Genomic DNA, 22,314 nt, shown 5'->3' on the forward strand with positions numbered 1-22,314 from the left:
CCCGCTTACGATCACGCGCGATGAAGGGCGCTAAATAGGGTGTGGCAGCGGCCACGAAACCAATGAGCGTTCTCAATGCCGCTCGTCGGACCGTCATGGGGTTCTGATCCGCAGGAGTGATTTGGTAGCCAGCGACACATGATCCCGGTGAGGGTCTATGGCGCAGAAGCGGGAAGACGTAATAGGCCATGAGGGTGATGGTCAACAACATGAACGTTATTGTGACGGTGACTTTGTCGCTCGGCGCAGGCGTTGTTCTCTCGAAATTCCAGGCAAAAACTCCTGTTCGCCTCCATTCCGTAAGCGATGGGATTAGACCGAGAATCGGTGCGGTCGCCATGATGGCAAGAATGAAATCAATCCAAAATGCGAACCACCTCCGAACAATGCCTGGCATTGGTGTCGTAAGTCGACTTTGAGGGGCATACATGAGCCAAAAGTAGAGGATCCCAATTGCGATCGAGAAGCCGATGGCCCAGGGGGCTGTCCCACCCGCAATGCGGTAATGGCCATCCGAGAACTCTGCCGAAATGCCCAGACTTGTCGAATCAACGAGATTACCTAGAATCAGCACGGCAGCAAGAACCGTAAGGAAGGGCCAACGGAAGTCGCTTGTCTTCATGGAATGTGAGCATAACAGGAGCTTTAAACTCCTCGTAAAGCGAAATTATGGGTAACTTCGGTTGCCCCGGAGTTCAAACTGACCAACTACCGATTCATCGGATATCTATCCGCTTATCGCCCGCCTGCGGTAGACTTATACTGACGCGCATTTCCATCTTCGCCCCATCCTCCAGCGCCCAGACAGGACATACATCGCAGTGAGCACTTCTACCGCAGTTGCCGTTAAGCCCATCTTCAATATCGCCATCATCGCCCACGTCGACCATGGCAAGACCACCCTCGTCGACGCCATGCTTCGCCAGTCCGGCACCTTCCGCTCCAATGAAGCCGTCACCGACCGCGTCATGGACTCGAACGACCTCGAGCGCGAGCGCGGCATCACGATTCTGGCCAAGAATACCGCTCTCTACTATCACGACAACAAGATCAATATCGTCGATACCCCAGGCCACGCCGACTTCGGCGGAGAAGTCGAGCGCGCCCTCAAAATGGTCGATGGCGTCGTCCTTCTCGTCGATGCCTCGGAAGGCCCCCTGCCGCAGACTCGCTACGTTCTCTCGAAGGCGCTCGAAGCCGGGCTGACCCCGATGGTCGTCATCAACAAGATCGACCGTCCCGACGCCCGTCCGCAGGAGGTCCTGAACGAGGTCTATGACCTATTCATCGACCTCGACGCCGACGAAAAGGTCCTCGACTTTCCTGTCCTCTATACCAACGGCAAGCTCGGCACCGCGACCACCGATCCTGCCATCCCCGGCACCGACCTGCAGCCTCTCTTCGAGCAGATCATCCAGACGATCCCCGTCTCCAAGGGCGATCCTGAAGGCACGGTTCAGATCCTCGTCACCAACCTCGACTACTCCGACTACCTCGGCCGTCTTGCCATCGCGCGCGTCTTCAACGGCACCATGCGCACCGGCCAGGAGTACAGCGTAGCCAAGATCGACGGCACCTTCACCAAGCACAAGATCACCAAGCTGTTCAGCTTCTCCGGCCTCAAGCGCACCGACATCGAAGAGACCCAGGTAGGCGATATCGTCGCCATCGCCGGCATCCCGGGGATCTTCATCGGCGAGAGCTTCTGCGATGTCGAAAATCCGCAGCCACTGCCGCAGATCATCATCGACGAGCCGACCATCGCCATCCAGTTCAACGTCAACAACGGGCCGTTCGCCGGTCGCGAGGGCAAGTTCGTCACCTCGCGCAATCTGCGCGACCGTCTCGAAAAAGAGCTGCTGACCAACGTCTCGCTCAAGATGCAGGACACCGGCTCGCCTGATTCGTTCAAGGTGCTTGGCCGTGGTGAACTTCAGCTTGGCATCCTCATCGAAATGATGCGCCGCGAAGGCTTCGAGATGATGGCCAGCCGCCCCGAGATCGTCACCAGGCGCATCAACGACGAGGTGATGGAACCGGTTGAGCATCTCTCCATCGACGTTCCCGAAAGCTTCGTCGGCACGGTCATCGAACGCCTCGGACCCAGAAAAGGTGAGATGACGAAGATGGTCAATCACGGTTCGGGCCGCGTTCGCATGGAGTTCCGCATCCCCAGCCGCGGCCTCATCGGTCTCCGCTCGGAGATGCTCACCGAGACCCGCGGAACCATCATCATGAACTCGATCCTCGATGGCTATATCGCCTATCAGGGCGAGATCCCGCAGCGCCAGTCCGGCGCCCTCATCTCCGACCGGCAGGGAAGCACCACGGCCTACGCCCTCGAAGGATTGCAGGACCGAGGAGTCCTCTTCGTCAGCGACGGCGTTGAGGTCTACGAGGGCATGATCGTCGGCGAGCACAGCCGCGACAACGACCTCGACGTCAACTGCGTCCGCGAGAAGAAGCTTTCGAACATGCGCGCCTCGGGTTCGGATGACGCCGTCCGCCTGGTTCCCTTCAAGAACCTCACCCTCGAGCAGTGCATCGAGTTCATCGCAGACGACGAACTTGTGGAGGTCACTCCGAAGTCTCTCCGTATGCGCAAGAAGGTATTGCAGGCCAACCGCCGCCCCCGCAAGGGCTCCAGCGAGTAATAAACGAACGTCACTCCAAAATGGCTGGAGCACATTTCATGTGTCTCCAGCCATTGTTCGCTTTAAGCATGGAGCGGATGCTGGATGGGATGGGTTCCTTTCTTTAAGTCCAGATATGACCTAGGATTTTGTTTGAACCTTATGCCACCACACAAACGCTCTTCGCTACCTGCGGTTACAGGTGTTCGCTTTTTCCTGGCTCTTTGGGTTATTTCGCTACACATGGGAACCGCAAACTCCAGCTTCAGGGGGGTGGTGGACGGTTCGCCCTCGTGGATTCGCGGGACGATAGACTCTGGTGCGTCGGCGGTTGGCGTTTTCTTCCTGCTTTCAGGCTTTGTGCTGGCATACAACTATGATCTTGGAACCGCGTGGAGCATGTCCAAACGAGTACGGTTCTGGACCACAAGATTCGCAAGAATTTACCCCGTCTATCTTTTTGCGCTTGTGCTTGGGTTTCCGTCACTGGCTATCGGCATCTTCAAGTCGGGGCATTTCCATGCAGGCGCGTTCGCAGGTGCATCGACTGCTGTATTGCTGTTGGTGCAGGCATGGATTCCTCACGACGCACTCTTCTGGAACGGTCCAGGGTGGTCATTGAGTGTTGAGGCTTTTTTCTATTTGTGCTTTCCGTTTATTGGCCGATTGCTTTGGAAAGTGGAACGCCGCGTTTCTCTACTGTTTACATTTATCTTTCTTTGGATAGCCGCTTGCGGTTCTTCCTATGAGATTGCCGACTGGAAGGCACATTGGTTCCTCTCGCACAGCTCTGGTATTGTACTGGACACGACTTGGTCTCAAGTCATTAAATTTGACCCATTGGTACGGCTCCCTGAGTTTTTAGCAGGGATTGTACTGTGCAAAATCTTCCTTTCAATTGAGCGGCGTCCGACTGCTTTGCTCGGTCCTGGTCGCGGGACCTTGACCTATCTTTTAGGGCTGGCACTAGGGTTGATCGTAGTTTCACAAGGGGATCGCATGCCCCCGGCGGTCTTGCATGATGGCTTGCTGATGCCGGCGTCGGCCGCAGTGATTCTGGGGCTCAGTTTTGGAGGCGGTTTGATATGGCGATGGCTCTCACGTCCGGTCATTGTGATTTTGGGGCAGGTCAGTTATGCGATGTATCTCCTACATATGCCGCTTTATACGTATTTCGCTGCTGTAGACAAGCGAGTCGTTCGCAATGCAGTGGAGGACTGGGCACTTTTTGTGATTTTTGTAATCAGTCTTATCGCGCTCTGCTGTGTCACTTTCTATAAGTTAGAGGAGCCATCGCGACGCGCGATTCTGAATGCGTTCTATCCAACGAAGCCTCGTGTACGAGAAGAGTTGCCACTGCACACGCCATAGTTGAACAGCTCCGCGCTTTGACAGGCACCAGACCATGGCGCTTTGAAGGCACTCGGCTTTTGGCGCGCGGGATGTGTTGTCGGTAGTGGTGATAGAAGCGTCGGAACTGAGTCTAAGTTCCGGGTTGTACGTACAAGGTTTGCTCTGCTAACTTCCGCTCTTCGCGCCGGGGATCGTCTTCTATCCGTGAAACGGTGTTCCAGATCATCGTCGATCGATGCGTTAGCTCGTACCGAGACCATTTGGGGATTGCGCGATTGTTCGGATCGCCGGTTCGCGCAAACGCGATGAAGGTATCGCTAACCTGGTCGGCGACCTTCTGGGCATCGGCCCCGCCGCCGGTCATCGCGGCGGCAATCTCTACGTTGTCGAATGCGAAGGGAATGTCCATGGTGTGGGGAGCGCCCCACTTGCCGCCGTCCACCGGCGACTTCCAGGCGAAGTTATAGGCCCAGGTCGGGCCGTGGCCCGGTTGGAATCCAGCGCCGTGCTGTGCGGCGCGCCGGTCGCTTTCGATCACCATTCCATGCCAGCTGCGGAAGGCCGTCGTGACGGCGAAGAAGACATCGCTGGCAGAGTATCCCGGATACCATCGGCGATAGTCCGCGATGATGTCGGTTAGCTTCAGGTCTCCGAGGAATGCACGGTATCGCTCCAGCCGAACCGGCAGCTCTTCCCAACGGAGAGAGAATAGAGAGGGGTCGCCGCTTCCGATCAGCAAACGAGTTTCGTCGCGTGTGTTGCCCAGAATCATTGGCACGTTCGCCGAGATCGCTGGAGCGTCCGGCGAGAAAGGATCTCGAGGCAACGCTCGGCTGTCGAGGACAGGCCCGAAGTATTTGCCCGCTCGTATCGCCGCGACGAGTCTTTCCATCGGCACCTTCTTGGGATCGCGAATGTCTTCGAGGTTCGTCCGCGACAGCCCGATCGCCGCGAGCACAGCCTCTGCCGACTGAGTGGCGTGCTCCTGTGTCCGCGCCGTCAACTGTTGCCCGCTCATCGTCACGACGCGATGGAAGAGGCCCTTCGCCGCGGGCATCGCCATCAGAGTGGCACACTTGGCACCGCCGCCGCTTTGTCCGAAGATCATCACCCGCGAAGGGTCGCCGCCAAACTCGGCGATGTTGTCGCGCACCCACTCCAGCATCAACACCAGGTCGAGCTGCCCGACGTTGCCGCTGTCGGCAAACTCCCCGCCGCCCAGCTTTGCAAGGTACATATAGCCGAAAAGGTTGAGGCGATGGTTCATGGTTACGACGACGACATCGCCGCGCTTCGCCAGCCGAATGCCGTCGTAGACCGGGCCGTTGCTGGAACTGTTGCTGTAGGCTCCGCCGTGGATGTAGACCATCACCGGGCGCTTCCGTCCGTCGCGGAGTCCCGCTGTCCACACGTTCAGATGAAGGCAGTCTTCGCTGTTTACGGGATCGGCTTCATCGAGCGGCGAAAAGGCCGACCGGCCACTGCGCGCATGAATCGGCTGGGGAGCCTGCGGTCCAAACGTCAGCGCCTCGCGCACCCCGGTCCACGCTGCTGGCTTTTCGGCAGGCGTAAAGCGGCGTTTTGCGGTGTCGCCTCCGTATGGGATTCCCTTGAAGACGTTCACCCCATCCTGAACGAAGCCGCGAACTTTGCCTGATGTTGTCGTGGCCACCGGAGAGCTTGTCTGTCCCCACATCGCTTTCGGTGCTATCGCCGATCCCGTCACTATCAAAGCCGAACCCTGTAAAAGCTCGCGCCGCGTCACCTGCTTCTTGTCCACGCCTTCTCCCGTTTGCATCTTCTTTATGACGATACGGTCAGCGTGCGCCAGAAGACGCAAAAAAGGGCCGCCCGCAGGCAGCCCTTTTACTCTAGCTGAGGCGAGATTACTTCTTCGCCGTCGCGAACCGCTTGTTGACTTCATCCCAGTTCACGGTGTTCCACCATGCGGCAAGGTAGTCGGGGCGCTTGTTCTGATACTTCAGGTAATAGGCGTGCTCCCAGACATCGTTGCCCAGAATCGGGTAGTGACCCTGCGAGATGGGGTTGTCCTGGTTGGCAGTCGTGACGACCTTCAACTTGCCGCCGTCGAAGATCAGCCAGCCCCAGCCGGAGCCGAACTGCTTGGCGGTCGCCTCGTTGAACTGCTTCTTGAAGTCTTCGAACGAGCCAAAGTCGGCCTTGATCTGAGCAGCAATCTCGCCGGTTGGCTCGCCGCCGCCCTTGGGCTTCATGATCTGCCAGAACATGGTGTGGTTGACGTGGCCGCCGCCGTTGTTCTGCACTACTTTGCGTACGTCGTCGGGCACGCTGGCCAGATCCTTGAGCAGATCTTCGGGGGATTTCTTGCCAAGCTCGGGGTGCTTTTCCACCGCGCCGTTCAGGTTGGTCACATACGCCTGATGGTGCTTGTCATGGTGCAGCTTCATCGTCGCTTCGTCGATAGAGGGCTCAAGCGCCGCATAGTCATAGGGCAAAGGGGGTAGTTCGTAGGCCACGGTCATTCTCCTGTCGCTTTTTGTTTGGGCCAGGCTCGGTCACACACTGGCGGTTCGTTCTTTGGATGCCACCGCGTCATCTTTCGATGCCATGTGTGAATCCAATCGACCCTCGAATCATAGCGCACCAGCGGCATTCATCTCTTATTCACCGTTTGAACAGAAGCGTTTACCGGACTTTTGGAGTCTAATAGTGCAATGAGCGATCTCGCAGCCGCCTACCGCTGGCTCGACGATCAGGGGGCCGCGTTCGGTGCTCCCGGTCTCGAACCTCGCTGGACTTCCAGCCAAAAAGATGCCGTCTCCACCGCGTACTCTGCCTCCAGCCGCGTCTGGTTCACTCTTTCGCACGGCATCCTCAACGAGATTTATTACCCTACGATCGATCGTCCGCAGACTCGGGATATGGAGCTGATCTTCACCGATGGCGAGACCTTCCTGCACGAAGAGAAACGCGACATCCACTACGATCTGCACTACATCCACCCCAACGCTCCCGCCGTCCGCGTCGTCGCGGCTGACCCCAAGGGACGCTATACCGTTACCAAGCAGTTCATCAGCGACCCGCATCGACCCGCTGTCCTGATGCATGTGCGGATCACCGGCGATGAGGAGTTGCTCTCTCGCGTCAAGTGCTACGTTCTGCTCGCGCCCCATCTCGACGGAGGCGGCGCGGGAAACTCTGCTCGCTCCATCGAGGTCGCGGGTCAACGCTGCCTGCTGGCGTGGAAGAACAATATCTCGCTGGCCCTTGGAGTAAGTTGCGGATTTACCCGCTCTTCCTGTGGTTACGTCGGCTCCAGCGACGGCTTTCAGGACCTCGCCAGCGATATGACGATGGACTGGCAGTTCGGCCAGGCGCTCGACGGCAACATCGCCATCATGGGAGAGATCGATGTCGCCCATAATCGCGAGTTCACTGTTGTGATTGGGCTTGGCGATGGCCACCACGCCGCTCTTGCCAGCATGATGCAGACCCTCGCCACGCCGTACCGTGCCCACTGCGAGCGTTTCATCGAGCAGTGGCTTCGCGTCGACTCGCCAAAGCAGATCGCCGCCTCGTCCACCGACGGCGGCAGGCTGGCCAATATCAGCCACAACGTCATCCTTACCCACGAGGACAAGACTTACTCCGGCGCCTTCATCGCCTCTGCCTCGATTCCGTGGGGAGCGTCCAAGGGCGACTCCGACCTCGGTGGCTATCACCTTGTCTGGACCCGCGACATGGTCCAGTCGGCGACAGCTCTCCTCGCCTGCGGCGATACCGAGACCGCGCTGCGGGCGCTGGTCTATCTCGCGTGTACGCAGCGCACCGACGGCAGTTTCGCCCAGAACTTCTGGATCGACGGAGTACCCTACTGGTCCGGCATCCAGCTCGACGAGGTCGCCTTTCCCATCATTCTGGCGTGGCGTCTGTGGAAGGAGAAGGGCCTCGGCAACTTCGACATCTTCCCGCTGGTCGAGCGCGCCGCCGCCTTCCTCGTCCGTTTCGCCCCGGTGACGCAGCAGGAGCGCTGGGAGGAGACTGCGGGTTATTCTCCCTCCACGCTGGCGGCAGTAATCTCTGGCCTCCTCTGCGCCGCTGACATTGCCCGTGCCAAGGATTCTGAAGAGCTCGCAGTGTTTCTGGAGAACTACGCCGACTGGATCGAAGCTCATCTGGATGAGTGGACCACAACGACCGCAGGCGTTCTGTTACCCGAGGTCAAGTACCACTACATGCGGATCAATCCGCCTGCTCCAGGTGAGCCGTTTTACAACGACCAGATTCCGCGTGGCCACATCCGGATCGCTAACCGGGCGCCGGACGAAAAGCAGGAGTTCGAGGCGCGCGAGATCATCGATGCCGGCTTCCTTGAGCTGGTCCGCTACGGCATTCGCCGCGTCGACGATCCGTTAATCATCGACTCGCTCAAGGTGGTCGATGCCATTTTGAAGCGCGACACGCCCTCCGGCCCCTGCTGGCGCCGCTATAACCACGATGGCTACGGCCAGAAGAAAGATGGTGGCCCCTATGATGGCTGGGGGCAGGGCCGTGCGTGGCCCCTGCTGACCGGCGAACGGGCCCACTATGAACTCGCGGCCGGACGCACCGTTGCTCCGCTGATCTCGGCCTTCGAAAATTTCAGCTCGATTGGAGGCATGCTGCCGGAGCAGGTATGGGACTACGCCGACCTCCCCTCGGAAGGGATGTACTTCGGCAAGTCCGCAGGCTCTGCCCAGCCGCTGGTCTGGGCCCACTCGGAGTACCTCAAACTCCTCCGTTCCGTGACTGACAAGAAAGTCTTCGACCGCATCTCGGTTGTGGAAGAGCGCTACGCCGTCCCAGCGGCAAAGCGCTCCTTCGTCAACCAGGTAGAGATCTTCCAGCTCGCCCGCCCCATCTCATTCGTTCCCGCTGGGCTTAACCTTCGGGTGGTCGACCGGGGCCGGTTCCGGATCGTCTATACCTTCGATAACTGGATCACCGTCAATCACATCGACGCCCATAGCATGGGCCGGATCGGCTATTTTTCCGACATTCCAACAATCCCCCAGCAGAGCGGAAGCATCCTGTTTACGCTTTGCTGGCCCGACCAGAGTCAGGATCGAAGCCAACCCGACCGCTGGCTCGGCAAAAACATCGAAGTCTCCATTATTCCGACCTCTTCAGCCGGCAAATTCTGAGGATGTGTCAGGGCCCCGTCCAGCTTGCTACACTGTTATTGAACGACCAAAATCATTGAACAGCAGATTCGCCGCCTCGCGCCGCGACTCTTCACATAAGAAAAAGGAAAAGAATGAGCGACCAGCAGCAGTCCGATAAGCAACATGCGTTAGATCAGCTCTCCATCAACGCCCTCCGCTTCCTCGCCGTCGATGCCGTTCAAAAAGCGAACTCCGGCCACCCCGGTGCCCCTCTCGGCTGCGCGCCCATCGCCTATCTGCTCTACCACAAAATCATGAAGCACGATCCCGCGGACCCCAAGTGGATCGACCGCGACCGCTTCGTCCTCTCCAATGGCCACGCATCGGCCCTGCTCTACGGTTCGCTCCACCTCTCCGGTTACGACCTGCCCATGGCGCAGCTCGAGCAGTTCCGCCAGTGGGGTTCGCACACCCCCGGCCATCCGGAGTACGGCGAGGCCCCAGGCGTCGAAGTGACCACTGGCCCCCTTGGCCAGGGTTTTGGCATGGCGGTTGGTATGGCCACCGCGGAGAAGCATCTCGCAGCCGTCTACAACCGCGACGAGCGCAAGGTCATCGACCACCACACCTACGTTCTCTGTGGCGACGGCGACCTGATGGAAGGCATCTCGCATGAGACGGCATCGCTGGCCGGAACCCTGAACCTGGGCAAGCTGATCGTCCTTTACGATGACAACCTCATCTCCCTCGACGGGCCTACCGAACTCAGCTACACCGAAGACGTCACGCAGCGTTTCGAGGCCTATCACTGGCACGTTCAGATGGTCCACGATGGCAACGATCTGGTCGCCCTCGAAGCCGCCATCGCCGCCGCCAAGGCCGAGACGACCCGCCCCTCGCTCATCCGAGTTCGCACCGTCATCGGCTACGGCAGCCCCAAGGCTGGCACCAGCAAGGTCCACGGCGAAGCGCTCGGCGCAGAGGCAGTCAAGGAGACCAAGAAGAACCTCGGCTGGCCCGAAGACAAGACCTTCTACGTTCCCGAAGAGGCTCGCGCCAACTGGGATCAGGCAAAGGCTCGCGGTAAGAAGGCCCACGAAGCCTGGAGCGCCGACTTTGCGGAGTACAAGAAGGCCTATCCGGAGCCTGCAGGCGAGTTCGAGCGTGTCGTCAAGGGCGAGCTGTCGAAGGATCTGTCGAAGAAAGTTCCCGTCTTCCCGACCGACAAGCCGGTTGCCACGCGTAACGCCGGCCAGGTCGTCATGAACGCAATCGCTGGCGTCGTTCCAGAACTCTTCGGCGGTGCGGCTGACCTTACCGCCTCCACCAAGACCATCTTCAAGGACTCGCCCAGCTTCCACGTCGATCCTAAGGGCCGCAACGTCTTCTTCGGCGTGCGCGAGTTCGGCATGTGCGCCATGGTCAACGGTATGGCAGCCCACGGCGGTCTCATTCCCTTCGGCTCCACCTTCTTCGTCTTCTCCGACTACGCTCGTCCGGCGCTTCGTCTGGCTGCGCTGATGTCGGTGCACTCGCTCTTCGTCTTCACTCATGACTCCGTCGGTCTTGGCGAAGACGGCCCCACCCACCAGCCGGTTGAACACCTGATGGCCCTCCGCGCCATTCCGCAGTTCACCGACTTCCGTCCGGCGGACGCCAACGAGACGGCTGCCTGCTGGCAGCTTGCCCTCGAGCGCAAGAGCGCCAGCTTCATGGCGCTCTCCCGCCAGGACCTTCCCGTTCTCGACAACGAGAAGTACAAGGTGCACGAAGGCGTGAAGAAGGGTGCGTACGCGCTCGACAACAGCGGCAAGGACATCATCCTGATTGCCACCGGTTCAGAAGTTTCGCTGATCCTCAAGGCTGCTGAAGAGCTGAAGGCCGCAGGCATCAATGCCTCGGTCGTCTCCATGCCCAGCTTCAAGGTCTATGACGAGCAGCCTGATGCCTATAAGGCCAGCCTGCTGCCCGAGAACACTCCCAAGCTGGCCGTCGAAGCCGGAGCCACCATGGGCTGGTACAAGTATGTCGGCCACAACGGAGCGGTCATCGGAATTGACCACTTCGGAGCATCCGCTCCAGGTCCGATCGTCATGGAGAAGTTCGGCTTCAGCGTTGCAAACGTTGTTGCGCAGGCAAAGAAGCTGGTCAAGAAGTAAGCAGGGAATCAGGGGCGGGGCCATCGGGCTCCGCCTTTTCTTGCAGCAGCACAAGGCTTCTTCGGAGAGAGTTATGGTCAACAGCGAACGCGAGATGGTGCGTCGAAACGAAGAGTCGCCCAAAGAAGAGCGGTTTACCTCTTTGCAACCGACCTACGAAGACAGCGTCCCCCCTGAAGACGACTGGGAGCTGGAGCAGGATTACTCCTAGCAGTTCCATTCTGTTGTCTTATGACCGGCTTTTGTCCGCTTGCTTGGCCTCGACCCACACCACATTACGGAAACCTGAGGTAGTTCAAATTATGAAAATCGCTATCGCCTCCGACCACGCCGGCTTTCCCCTCAAAGAAGAAGTTCGCGACCATGTCCGCAAGCTCGGCCACGAGGTCGAGGATCTTGGAGCCTATAACACCGAGCCTTCCGACTATCCTGACTTTGCCCTTCTGGTCGGCAAAGCGCTGATGGCGGGCAAGGTAGAGCGCGGCATCCTCATCTGCGGTTCGGGCGTCGGCGTCTGCGTCGCCGCCAACAAGATGCCGGGCGTTCGCGCAGGTATGTGTCATGACACCTACTCGGCCCATCAGGGTGTCGAGCACGACGAGATGAACGTGCTTGTGCTCGGCGCGCGCATCATCGGCTCGGCCCTCGCTTACGAGTGCGTCGATGCTTACCTCAAGGCCAACTTCATCGCCTCCGAGCCTCGCTTCGTCCGCCGTCTCAACAAGGTTAAGGCCATCGAAAAGACCTACATGCCCGACGCGGCGGGAACTACGCTCGTCTCATAATCGGAGTTGATTTTCACAGGGACTAGACGCAACTTGCGCGGAGCGTCGAGCCGAAAGCCGCGCAAAAGCATCTGAAAGTACATGGCAAACGTCACCACATCCCGCACATGGTTCATCACCGGAGCTTCCACCGGTTTCGGTCGCATTCTTGCTGAAGAGGTCCTCAAGGGCGGCGGCAAGGTCGTCGCTACCGCACGCAATCTGGATAAGGTAGCCGATCTTGAAGAGAAGTATCCGGGCAAGGCCAAAGCCTTCGCGCTCGATGTCACCGATCCTGCACAGATTCTTTCCATCGTGGCTCAGACGCTGACTACCTTTGGCCCGGTGGATGTTCTCGTCAACAACGCAGGTTACGGGCTCGCCGGTGGTATCGAAGAGGCGAGCGAAGAAGAGTTCATGCCGGTCTTCGAGACCAATGTCTTCGGTCTGATGCGCGTGACTCGCGCTTTTCTTCCGCACTTTCGCAAGCAGCGCAGCGGCAACATCGTAAATCTCTCTTCGATCGGCGGTCTGATCGGGTCAGCGGGCTGGGGCTATTACAACGCCAGCAAGTTCGCCGTCGAAGGCTTTTCGGAGGCGCTGGCCGCTGAACTCGCTCCTCTCGGCGTCCACGTTACCATCGTCGAACCCGGCCCGTTCCGCACCGACTTTCTCGGGCGTTCCGGCGTCGAAGCTGAAGAGCGTATCGCCGACTACGACGCTACGGCTGGCAAGACTCGCCAGTATTTTCGCGACCAGGCTGGCAAGCAAAAGGGCGATCCTTTGCGCGCTATTCATGCCATCCTTCAGGCGGTCGAGTCTCCCCAGCCGCCTCTGCATCTCGTCCTCGGAGCGCTGGCTCTCGAACGCATGAGAGGCAAGCTCGATCAGTGGAAGACCGATCTCGACACCTGGCAATCCACGACTCTCGGCGCAGATTTTCCGGAGGGCGAGTGAGCAGCACCACTATTAAGACCATCTTCTGGGACATCGGCGGAGTTCTGCTTGCCAACGGATGGGACAGTAGGCAGCGTGGTCGCGTTCTCACTGCACTCGGCGTCGATCTCACGGCCTATGAAGCGGTTCACGACGAAGTGAACTACTACTGGGAGCGCGGCCTCATCACCGCCGAGGACTTCTTCGCTCAGACTGTCCTTGAAACCAACCCCGATCTCCATCTCACATTCGAGCAGCTCTGGCCTCTCGTCTGTAGCGAGAGTAAAGTCCTCCACCCGGAGAACTTCGACATCCTCGCCGCTCTCAAGAACTCCGGCCAATATCGTCTCGCCACCCTGAACAACGAGTCCAAAGAGTTGAACGCGTATCGTCTCGACACCTTTGGTCTCCGCCAGTACTTCGATTACTTCATCTGTTCCGGCTACGTCCACGAGATGAAGCCTCTCCCCGATATCTATCGCGCGGCAATCGATATCTCCGGTCTTCCGCCTGAGACGGCACTCTTTATCGACGACAAGCAGGAGAACTGCGAGGCCGCTCGCGCTTTTGGCATGAATGCCATCCACTTTGAATCACCCGCGCAACTTCGCGCTTCACTTACTCAACACGGCATCGCCGTTTAGCAACGAAAGGAACTACATCATGGAACTGGGAATTATCGGACTTGGCAAGATGGGCTTCAACATGGCGGAGCGTCTCCGTCTCGCCGGTCACAAGGTCGTCGGCTTTGACTTCAACAAGGAAGCAACTGCCAAGCTGACCGCATCGGGCAATCTCGGCGTCAACTCGGTTGAAGAACTGGTCAAGAATCTCTCTGCGCCTCGCGCCATCTGGATCATGGTTCCCGCAGGCGACCCGGTTGACCAGACCATCGCCCAGCTCGAGCCTCTGATGGAAAAGGGCGATACCATCATCGACGGCGGCAATTCGAACTACAAGAACACGCAGCGCCGTCACGACGAAGTCGCTGCCAAGGGCTTCCACTTCGTCGATTGCGGAACCTCCGGCGGCGTATGGGGACTCAAAGAAGGTTACAGCCTGATGATCGGCGGCGACAAGGAGCCGGTCGAGCGTCTCACCCCAATCTTCCAGGCTCTCGCTCCTTCGGCCACCGAAGGCTGGGGACACGTCGGACCCTCGGGTGCCGGCCACTTCGTCAAGATGGTCCACAACGGCATCGAGTACGGCATGATGCAGGCATTTGCCGAAGGCTTCTCCATCATGAAGGCCAAGGAGCCCCTCAACCTCGACCTCACCCAGATCGCGCACATCTGGCAGAAGGGCTCGGTCGTTCGTTCGTGGCTGCTCGACCTCACCGCCAGCGCGCTCGATAAGAACCCAACCCTCGACGGCCTCGAAGCCTGGGTTCCCGACTCCGGCGAAGGCCGCTGGACCGTCACCGAAGCCATCGACCTGAACATCTCCGCTCCCGTCATCACCGAGTCGCTCATTCGCCGTCTCCGTTCGCGCGAAGAGAACAACTTCACCGACCGAATGATCTCCATCATGCGCGGCGCCTTCGGTGGCCACGATGTCAAAAAGAGCTAAGTCAGAAAGATCGAAGCCATCAACAAGCCCTAACCAAGCACGAGAGGTAATTGACATGCCTACTGAACCACACATCACACCTGCTGCTGCCGCTCCTGTCAGTCAGCAGCCCGAGCGCACGCCGGACCCATGCGTCGTCGTTATCTTCGGCGCATCGGGTGACCTTACCAAGCGCAAGCTGCTGCCTGCGCTCTACCACCTCGAGCAGGCCAACCTGCTTCCCAAGGACTTTGCTGTGGTCGGAGTTGCTCGCCGACCGCTTGAGGATTCCTTCGCTGCGGACATGAAGGAAGGCATTATTGCCGGGGGCGGAGTCGAAGAGTCCGATCCTAAGCTGGCTCCCTTTGTCGAGAAGATTCAATACCACGCGATGAACTTCGACGATGCCTCGGGCTACGACTCGCTCAACAAGCTGCTCGCTAAGATCGACAAGAAGTTCGGCACCTGCGGCAATCGCCTCTTCTATCTCGCCACGGCTCCCGAGTACTTCTCGGACATCATCAACTACCTCGGTCAGCACGGCATGGCGACGCCGTGCGAAGGCGGCGGAGCGGACGGCAAGAAGAACTGGGTCCGCACCATCATCGAGAAGCCCTTCGGCCATGACCTCGAGTCTGCCAAGGCGCTCAACGACGAAGTCAATAAAGTCTTCCACGAAGACCAGATCTTCCGCATCGACCACTACCTCGGTAAAGAGACGGTGCAGAACATCCTCGTCTTTCGTTTCGCCAACGGCATCTTCGAGAACGTCTGGAACCGCAACTACATCGATCACGTCGAGATCACCGCTGCCGAATCGATCGGCATCGAAGGCCGCGGGCCTTTCTATGAGACAGCCGGAGCGTTGCGCGACGTGGTGCAGAACCACGTCATGGAGCTGCTCAGCTTCGTCACCATGGAGCCGCCGGTCTCCTTCGAGGCCTCTGCTGTTCGTGCGGAGAAGGTAAAGGTGTGGCGCGCCATTCAGCCGATCCACCCGGCGGATACCGTCCGTGGACAGTATGGCCCCGGCACCGTCGATGGCAAGCCTGTCGTCGGCTATCGTCAGGAAGATCGAGTTCATCCGCGCTCGCAGACCGAGACCTATGCTGCTCTGCGGCTGGAGATCGAGAACTGGCGCTGGGCTGGTGTTCCCTTCTACATTCGCGCGGGCAAGCGTCTCGCCAAGCGGGTTACAGAGATCACGATTCAGTTCAAGCAGCCACCGCTGTTGCTCTTCAAGGGTAAGGACGGCGGCAAGGCGGGCAACGTGGAGCCGAACATCATCTCCATGCGCATTCAGCCTGACGAGGGCATCACCCTCCGCTTCGGCGCGAAGGTTCCTGGGCAGGGCATGAACATCAGCCCGGTCAACATGGACTTCAGCTACGCCGAGTCGTTCGGCAAGTCCTCTGCCAATGGCTACGAACGCTTACTGCTCGATGCCATGCTGGGTGACGGTACGCTCTTCGCCCACCGCGACGGAGTGGAAGCCACCTGGGCGCTGATTACCCCCATCCTCGAAGCGTGGCGGGAGAAGCCGGTCAAGGACTTCCCCAACTACGCTGCCGGAACCTGGGGCCCCACTGCCGCCGACGCGCTCCTCGAAGTCGAGGGCCGCAAGTGGCGCAAACTCTAACCCGCAGCTTTTAGCTCTTAGTCTTTAGCTGCTGCAAGTTTTGTGAACCTTTACTTTGAAGGGGCGGGACTTTAGTCCCGCCATAAAGCCAATTCATTCCACATGGCTTTAGCCACTGAGGGAATCCTTCCGATGCCGGCTTTTAGCTAAAGGTAAAGGCTAAAGCCAGGAGCTAAAAGCTAAAATGCCCCGTCCCGTCACCGTCACCTATCGCATCGCATCGACTCCTGCCGCCGTCGCTCAGGCTGCGGCGCAGCTCTTCACAAAATCTGCGATCGAGGCAGCTGAAAAGCGCGGCCGCGCCCGCATCGCCATCTCCGGCGGCACCACTCCTGAGGCGATGTTTGCTCTCCTCGCCGATGCTGCTCAGCCTTTTCTCAAACAGGTTCCGTGGGACAAGCTCGACCTCTACTGGGTCGATGAGCGCTGCGTTCCTCCTACGGACGCGGACTCCAACTACCGCATGACCAACGAGGCGCTGCTCTCGAAGGTTCCCCTCGCGCCCGAGCGGATTCATCGCATGGAAGGCGAGCTCGATCCCGCCGCTGCCGCCGCCCGCTATGAGTCCACCATTCGCAATTCCTTCAGGCTCGAAGGCGCGGAGACTCCTACCTTCGATCTCGTCCTGCTCGGCATGGGCGACGACGGCCACACCGCTTCACTCTTTCCGCACACCGAAGCCATCAATGACCTCACAGATATCGTCACTGCCAACCACGTCCCGCAGAAGGACACCTGGCGCATCACCCTTACCTGGCCGGTCATTAATCAAGGCAGGGAAGTGGCATTCCTGATCGAAGGCGCGGCCAAGGCGCAGGTCCTTCACGATGTTCTGCTTGGGCCTTACCAGCCTGAGACCTACCCCTCGCAGATTATCCGTCCTGCCAGCGGGCGGCTTACGCTCTTGCTCGACTCGGCCGCGGCATCTAAGCTTCCAGCACCAGAGAATTCAGAGACGACAGGTACTTTGGAGCTTAAATAAATGATCCTCGCGGGCGACGTAGGCGGCACCAAGATTCATCTTGCGCTTTACGACTTTCAGGATGGCAAGCTGCACTCCATCCGCGACCAGAAGTTTCCCGCCCACGAGTTCTCGTCGCTCGACGCTGTCGTCGAACAGTTTCTCGGCACAGATCAGGGCGCTCGCAGCCAGATCGCCGCCGCCTGCTTCGGCTGCCCCGGCCCCGTCCGCGGAGGACGCCTCAAGCTCACCAACCTGCCTTGGATGCTCGATGTTCACGAGCTTCAGAAGTCACTCGATATCGAGCATATCTTCCTCATCAACGATCTTGAAGCCAATGGCTATGGCATCCTCGAACTAACGCCGGACAAGATCTATACCCTTCACGCCGCCAATACCGCTGCCGTCGGCCATCGCGGCCTCATCTCTGCGGGTACCGGTCTTGGCGAAGCGCTTCTGATCTGGGACGGCAAGCACCATCGTCCCATCGCCAGCGAGGGCGGCCACTGCGACTTTGCTCCACGCACCGACCGCGAAGTCGCTCTTCTGCAATACCTGCGCAGCACGCTTAAAGGACACGTCAGTTACGAGCGTGTTCTGTCCGGTCCCGGCGTCCATAACATCTATTCTTATCTCCGCGACGTTGAAAAGCTGCAGGAGCCACAGTGGCTCCGCGACCGGCTCGCCGCCGAAGACCCTAATGCCGTCATCGGCCAATGCGCGCAGGACGGCTCCAGCTCCATCTGCTTCGAGACGCTGAGGACCTTCAGTGCGATCTATGGCGCCGAGGCAGGCAATGTTGCGCTCAAGGTACTCGCCATGGGCGGCATCTATCTTGGCGGAGGCATCGCGCCCAAGATCATCCAAACGCTCCAGAACGGCGACTTCATCCAAGCCTTCCTCGACAAGGGCCGCCTCTCACCGCTGCTGCAAGCCATCCCCGTCCGCATCATCCTCGACGATACATGTGCTCTACTCGGAGCTGCTGCCTACGCCGAAGCCCGCGCCGCCGATATCTCCAACCACTCCGAACGCGCTGCCTCCATCAAGCACTGATGTCATCTCCTCAACTTAACCCGAATCTGCTCTCGGTCGCCCCGTAAGGTCGCAAAGCAGGGGAATTTAGTGCTCCGGCGCGGGTGGAACGTTTGTCTCAACAGATTTCACCATGTAACGTTTAGACAGAACTCATGCTGACCACAAAGAATCTCTTCTCCGCAACTCTCCTCGTCATCGCCTCCTGCATCGCCCCCCTCGCGGCTTCGGCCCAGCGCCTTCCCTCCGGCGTCCATCCCGAGCACTACACCCTGGCGCTCACCCCTGACCTCAAGGCCGCGACCTTTACCGGCACCGAGAGCATCGACCTCACCCTCGACCAGCCCAGCACCGCCATCACGCTCAACGCGGCCGAGATTAAATTCCTCTCCGTCACCGCCGGCTCACAGACCGCGGAAGTCTCGCTCGACCCCGACAAAGAGCAGGCCACTTTCACCTTTGCCCAGCCTCTCTCCGGCAAAGTGACTCTCGACATTCGCTACGACGGCATCCTTAATGACAAGCTCCGCGGCTTCTACCTCTCCAAGACCGCGCGTCGCAACTATGCTGTCACCCAGTTCGAACCGACCGACGCCCGCCGCGCCTTCCCCAGCTTCGACGAGCCTGCCCTCAAGGCCACCTTCGACATTGCTCTCACCGTCGACCGTGGCGACACCGTCATCTCCAACACCAACATCGTCTCCGACACCCCGGCGCTCGATGAGAAGCACACCCTCAAGTTCGCCACCACGCCGCGCATGTCGACTTATCTCGTGGCCTTTCTGGTAGGCGACTTTCAATGCACCAAGGGCAGTAGCGACGGCGTGCCCATCCGCGCCTGCTCTACGCCCGACAAGGTGAAGCTCACGCAGTTCGCCGTCAAGTCAGCCGAGTACATCCTGCATTATTACGACACCTACTTCGGCATCAAGTACCCCATGCCCAAGCTCGACATGGTTGCGTTGCCCGACTTCGAGGCCGGTGCCATGGAGAACTTCGGCTGCATCACCTACCGCGAGACCGACCTGCTCATCGACAGCAAGACCGCCAGCATCCCCGAAAAGAAGAACGTAGCCGCCGTGGTGGCGCATGAGATGGCCCACCAGTGGTTCGGCGATATGGTCACCATGCAGTGGTGGGACAACATCTGGCTCAACGAGGGCTTCGCCACATGGATGGAACACAAGCCGGTCGCTGCATGGCATCCTGAGTGGAACATCCCGCAGGACGAGGCGCAGGAACTCGATACCACCCTCAACTACGACTCGCAGGCCACCACCCGCACCATTCGCGCCACGGCCAATACCCCGGCCCAGATCAACGAGATGTTCGACGGCATCGCCTACGGTAAAGCAGGCGCTGTTCTCAACATGGTCGAGAACTACGTCGGCGAAGAGACCTTCCGCCAGGGTGTTCACAACTACCTCGCTGCTCATCTGTACGCCAACGCGACCGCTGAGGACTTCTGGAACGCGCAGACCGCAACCAGCCACCTGCCCGTCGACAAGATCATGTCCAGCTTCGTCGAGCAACCCGGCGTCCCTCTTCTCAGCTTCTCCGACGCCTCAGGATCAGGCGCGCCCGTCGCCCAAAGCCGCTTCTTCCTGTCGCCAAGCGCTGAGAATCACACCAGTCAGCAGTGGACGCTTCCCGTGTGCCTCAAGACCAGCGGCAAGCCAGCCTGCAGCCTCCTCAAGCCGGGTGAAGCGAGCCTCCGCGTCGGGGAAAGCAGCCCCTTCTTCTACGCCAATGCACTGGCCAAAGGCTACTTCCGCACCGTCTACACGCCGGAACAGTACAAGGCTATCGAGACCCACGCAGAGACCGCCCTCACCGCACCTGAGCGCATCAACTTCATCGGCGACCGCTGGGCGCTGGTCCCCTCCGGCCGCTCCTCCATCGCCGACTACCTCGACCTGGTGCTTGCTCTCAAAGATGACCCCAGCGCCGATGTCCTCGATACCGCTCTGGCCAAGATCTACACCATCAAATCGAAGATCGCCACCGGCAAGGATTTAGACCGGCTTGACGCCGATCTCCGCACCCAGTTCGGCCCCATCTATGCTGCTCTCGGCAAGCCCTCGAAGCATGACTCCTTCGACCGCAATCAGCTTCGCGCCCTGCTCTTTGAACTCCTCGGAGCTGCCAAGGACCCAGTGATCGTCGCTCAGTCCCGGGAGATAGCGGATCGTAGCTTCGGCCACAAAAAGGACAAGAACTCCGATTCCGCCCTCAGCGATGCGGCTGTGGTGATCGCCGCCAGTAACGGTGATGCAGTCTTCTACGACAAAGTTCTCGCCGCCAGCAAAGACCCCAGCGACCCAGGCCTCCAGTCCGATGCACTCCAGACGCTCGCCCGCTTCCTCGATCCCACCCTCGTCACCCGCACGCTCGACTATGCCGTCTCCGGCCAGGTCCGCAATCAGGATAGCTGGCGAATCTTCGCCGTTCTGCTTCGTCAACGCTCGACCCGAGCCCAGGCCTGGAGCTACATCCAGCAAAACTGGGACAAGGTCCACGCCCAGTTCACGACCAACTCGGGAGTTCGTGTCGTAGCCGCCGCCGGCTCGTTCTGCACTGCTGAAGGTCGCGATCAGGTCATCAGCTTCTTTGGCACCCATCCGGTTGACGCTTCGGCACGCACCCTTGCCAAATCGATCGACAGCATCAACGCCTGCATCCAGTTCCGCGCGACCCAGGAGCCCAGCCTCCACCGGTGGCTGGAATCTCAGCCTTTGCAATAGCGTTTACGCCTTGCACGACCATTTTTGGTAAAAAGCGGCCGTACCAAGGTACAACCAGTCAAAAATCATCTCGAGTTTGACCGATCGCGGTGCCTCCGTGCTTAAAGTCGAAGCAGAGGCGCGTTACCGGGAGATTTTTGCGTGCCGGATAGTGAAACTAATGACAAAAACAATAAAAATAATTCTTGACAGATGCCAGTCGGAAAGTAGAAGCTTACTTTCGTTCCAATGTGGTCTGACCTTTTAGGTCGGAAAATCGATAGAAGCGTAATCCAAGCGTTGCGCCACGATAGCATTTTCTCTTTTTAAACTTTTGTGAGGTATAGATGACGTACCGCAATATCAACTCCCAGCGACCCCCGGCGTCCTCGGGTAAGCGCTCAGTCTTGTTCCTGTTCGCTCTCATTGCAGCAGTCGCCCTGTTCTGCACCCTGCCTCTCCGCGCCCAACTCTCCGGCAAGGGAGAGATCAAAGGGGTCGTCACCGATCCCTCCGGCGCGGTTGTTCCCGGCGCTTCCGTCGTCGTCACCTCGACCACCAAGGGTACCAAGTTGACCCGCACGACGACTTCCTCGGGAGACTACGATATCTCTCCCCTCGATCCGGATATCTACACCATTGGCGTCACAGCGGCGGGCTTTCAGACCACCACGCAACAGCACGTCAATGTCAACGCTCTGGAAATTTCGAACGTGAACATTGCGCTCACCGTTGGCTCCGAAGCGCAGAGCGTCACCATCTCCGCGGCGCCCCCGGCTCTTGAAACCAGCAACGCCACCCTGGGCGCCACCATGGAGCAGGCGATGTATTCGGCATTGCCCATTCAAATGGGCGCCGGCGGCAGCCCCGACCAGCGCCGCGCGACGGACTTTGCCGTCCTGATGCCTGGAGTGCAGGGCAACGAGACCAACGGCAACGCCACCACCAACACCGGCGTCGTCAACGGCTCCGGCAGTCGCGGCGCAGCATCATCGGTCTACATCAACGGCATTCCATTTACCTCGGTCGCCGGTCAAGGCGATACCCGGTTCGTCTGGACTGCGATTTCAGTGGACGCTATCGACCAGTTTCAGGTCCAGACCTCAGGCTATTCGGCCATGTATGAAGGCATGGGCGTTCAGAACTACTCCACCAAATCCGGCGGCAACAAGCTCCACGGATCTGTCTATGACTACTTCCGCAACACCGCTCTCGACACCTGGGGCTACTTTGCTCCGGCGCAGATCGATCCCACGAAGGGCTATGCGGTAAAGCCTCGCGAGAACATGAACGAGTATGGTGCTGTACTCAGCGGTGCGATCAAGAAGGACAAGCTCTTCTTCTTTCTCAACTACGACGCCTACCGCTTTGCCCATGGCCCTTTGGCGGCTTACCAGACAGTTCCGACCCAGGCTGAATACAGCGGAGATTTCCGAG

The 22,314-nt window shown here is 59.2% G+C and carries 17 protein-coding genes; 14 read left to right on the forward strand and 3 right to left on the reverse strand.

From position 1 onward, the window contains the following. On the reverse strand, window positions 1-622 hold a 622-nt coding region (locus VMU57_RS09305), incomplete at its 3' end, for an RDD family protein (protein ID WP_325382707.1). 199 nt (window positions 623-821) lie between these two features. Between VMU57_RS09305 and typA the strand changes: the two genes are divergently transcribed. Together typA and VMU57_RS09315 are read left to right on the forward strand one after the other, a co-directional pair. Continuing rightward, window positions 822-2,654 carry a translational GTPase TypA gene (gene typA / locus VMU57_RS09310; protein WP_325382709.1) on the forward strand — a complete coding sequence of 611 codons (1,833 nt, stop codon included), beginning with the start codon at window positions 822-824 and terminating at the stop codon, window positions 2,652-2,654. A gap of 141 nt (window positions 2,655-2,795) precedes the next feature. Next, window positions 2,796-4,004 (forward strand): acyltransferase, encoded by a 1,209-nt coding sequence (locus VMU57_RS09315; protein ID WP_325382711.1) that lies wholly within the window; start codon window positions 2,796-2,798, stop codon window positions 4,002-4,004. A 112-nt stretch (window positions 4,005-4,116) separates the two neighbouring features. On the opposite strand, the gene VMU57_RS09320 is transcribed toward VMU57_RS09315, so the two are convergent. After that, complete coding sequence (locus VMU57_RS09320; protein WP_325382713.1) at window positions 4,117-5,766, reverse strand: carboxylesterase/lipase family protein; 1,650 nt, start codon at window positions 5,764-5,766, stop codon at window positions 4,117-4,119. A 106-nt stretch (window positions 5,767-5,872) separates the two neighbouring features. Next, window positions 5,873-6,484 carry a superoxide dismutase gene (locus VMU57_RS09325; protein WP_325382715.1) on the reverse strand — a complete coding sequence of 204 codons (612 nt, stop codon included), beginning with the start codon at window positions 6,482-6,484 and terminating at the stop codon, window positions 5,873-5,875. A gap of 198 nt (window positions 6,485-6,682) precedes the next feature. On the opposite strand from VMU57_RS09325, the gene VMU57_RS09330 reads away from it, so the two are divergent. The 12 genes from VMU57_RS09330 to VMU57_RS09385 all read left to right on the forward strand — a co-directional run. Then, the gene (locus VMU57_RS09330) at window positions 6,683-9,151 is read left to right on the forward strand and encodes a glycoside hydrolase family 15 protein (RefSeq protein ID WP_325382717.1); all 2,469 of its coding nucleotides are present in this window, start codon (window positions 6,683-6,685) and stop codon (window positions 9,149-9,151) included. Window positions 9,152-9,264: 113 nt separating this feature from the next. Next, window positions 9,265-11,271 carry a transketolase gene (gene tkt, locus VMU57_RS09335; protein WP_325382719.1) on the forward strand — a complete coding sequence of 669 codons (2,007 nt, stop codon included), beginning with the start codon at window positions 9,265-9,267 and terminating at the stop codon, window positions 11,269-11,271. 73 nt (window positions 11,272-11,344) lie between these two features. Continuing rightward, on the forward strand, window positions 11,345-11,482 hold the full coding sequence (locus VMU57_RS09340) for a hypothetical protein (RefSeq protein ID WP_325382721.1): 138 nt from the start codon (window positions 11,345-11,347) through the stop codon (window positions 11,480-11,482). A gap of 91 nt (window positions 11,483-11,573) precedes the next feature. Further along, entirely contained in the window at window positions 11,574-12,056 is a 483-nt protein-coding gene (rpiB, locus tag VMU57_RS09345) for a ribose 5-phosphate isomerase B (RefSeq protein ID WP_325382723.1), read from the forward strand. Between the two features lie 81 nt (window positions 12,057-12,137). Then, on the forward strand, window positions 12,138-12,992 hold the full coding sequence (locus VMU57_RS09350; RefSeq protein ID WP_325382725.1) for an oxidoreductase: 855 nt from the start codon (window positions 12,138-12,140) through the stop codon (window positions 12,990-12,992). Continuing rightward, window positions 12,989-13,615 (forward strand): HAD family phosphatase, encoded by a 627-nt coding sequence (locus tag VMU57_RS09355; RefSeq protein WP_325382727.1) that lies wholly within the window; start codon window positions 12,989-12,991, stop codon window positions 13,613-13,615. The genes VMU57_RS09350 and VMU57_RS09355 overlap by 4 nt, the downstream gene beginning before the upstream one ends. A 19-nt stretch (window positions 13,616-13,634) precedes the next feature. Beyond that, window positions 13,635-14,540, forward strand: coding sequence for a phosphogluconate dehydrogenase (NAD(+)-dependent, decarboxylating) (gene gnd, locus VMU57_RS09360; protein ID WP_325382729.1), 906 nt, complete (start codon window positions 13,635-13,637; stop codon window positions 14,538-14,540). Window positions 14,541-14,595: 55 nt separating this feature from the next. Continuing rightward, window positions 14,596-16,158 carry a glucose-6-phosphate dehydrogenase gene (gene zwf / locus VMU57_RS09365; RefSeq protein ID WP_325382731.1) on the forward strand — a complete coding sequence of 521 codons (1,563 nt, stop codon included), beginning with the start codon at window positions 14,596-14,598 and terminating at the stop codon, window positions 16,156-16,158. 184 nt (window positions 16,159-16,342) lie between these two features. After that, a complete protein-coding gene (pgl, locus tag VMU57_RS09370; RefSeq protein ID WP_325382733.1) occupies window positions 16,343-17,140 on the forward strand; it encodes a 6-phosphogluconolactonase in 798 nt (265 codons plus the stop codon). After that, window positions 17,141-18,175, forward strand: coding sequence for a glucokinase (gene glk, locus VMU57_RS09375; protein WP_325382735.1), 1,035 nt, complete (start codon window positions 17,141-17,143; stop codon window positions 18,173-18,175). A 134-nt stretch (window positions 18,176-18,309) separates the two neighbouring features. Then, window positions 18,310-20,898 (forward strand): M1 family metallopeptidase, encoded by a 2,589-nt coding sequence (locus VMU57_RS09380; RefSeq protein ID WP_325382737.1) that lies wholly within the window; start codon window positions 18,310-18,312, stop codon window positions 20,896-20,898. Window positions 20,899-21,224: 326 nt separating this feature from the next. Next, window positions 21,225-22,314 (forward strand): TonB-dependent receptor (locus VMU57_RS09385; protein WP_325382739.1); only part of this gene is annotated, 1,090 nt, incomplete at its 3' end.

This window comes from Edaphobacter sp., from assembly GCF_035532915.1.
Classification (GTDB): Bacteria; Acidobacteriota; Terriglobia; order Terriglobales; family Acidobacteriaceae; genus Edaphobacter.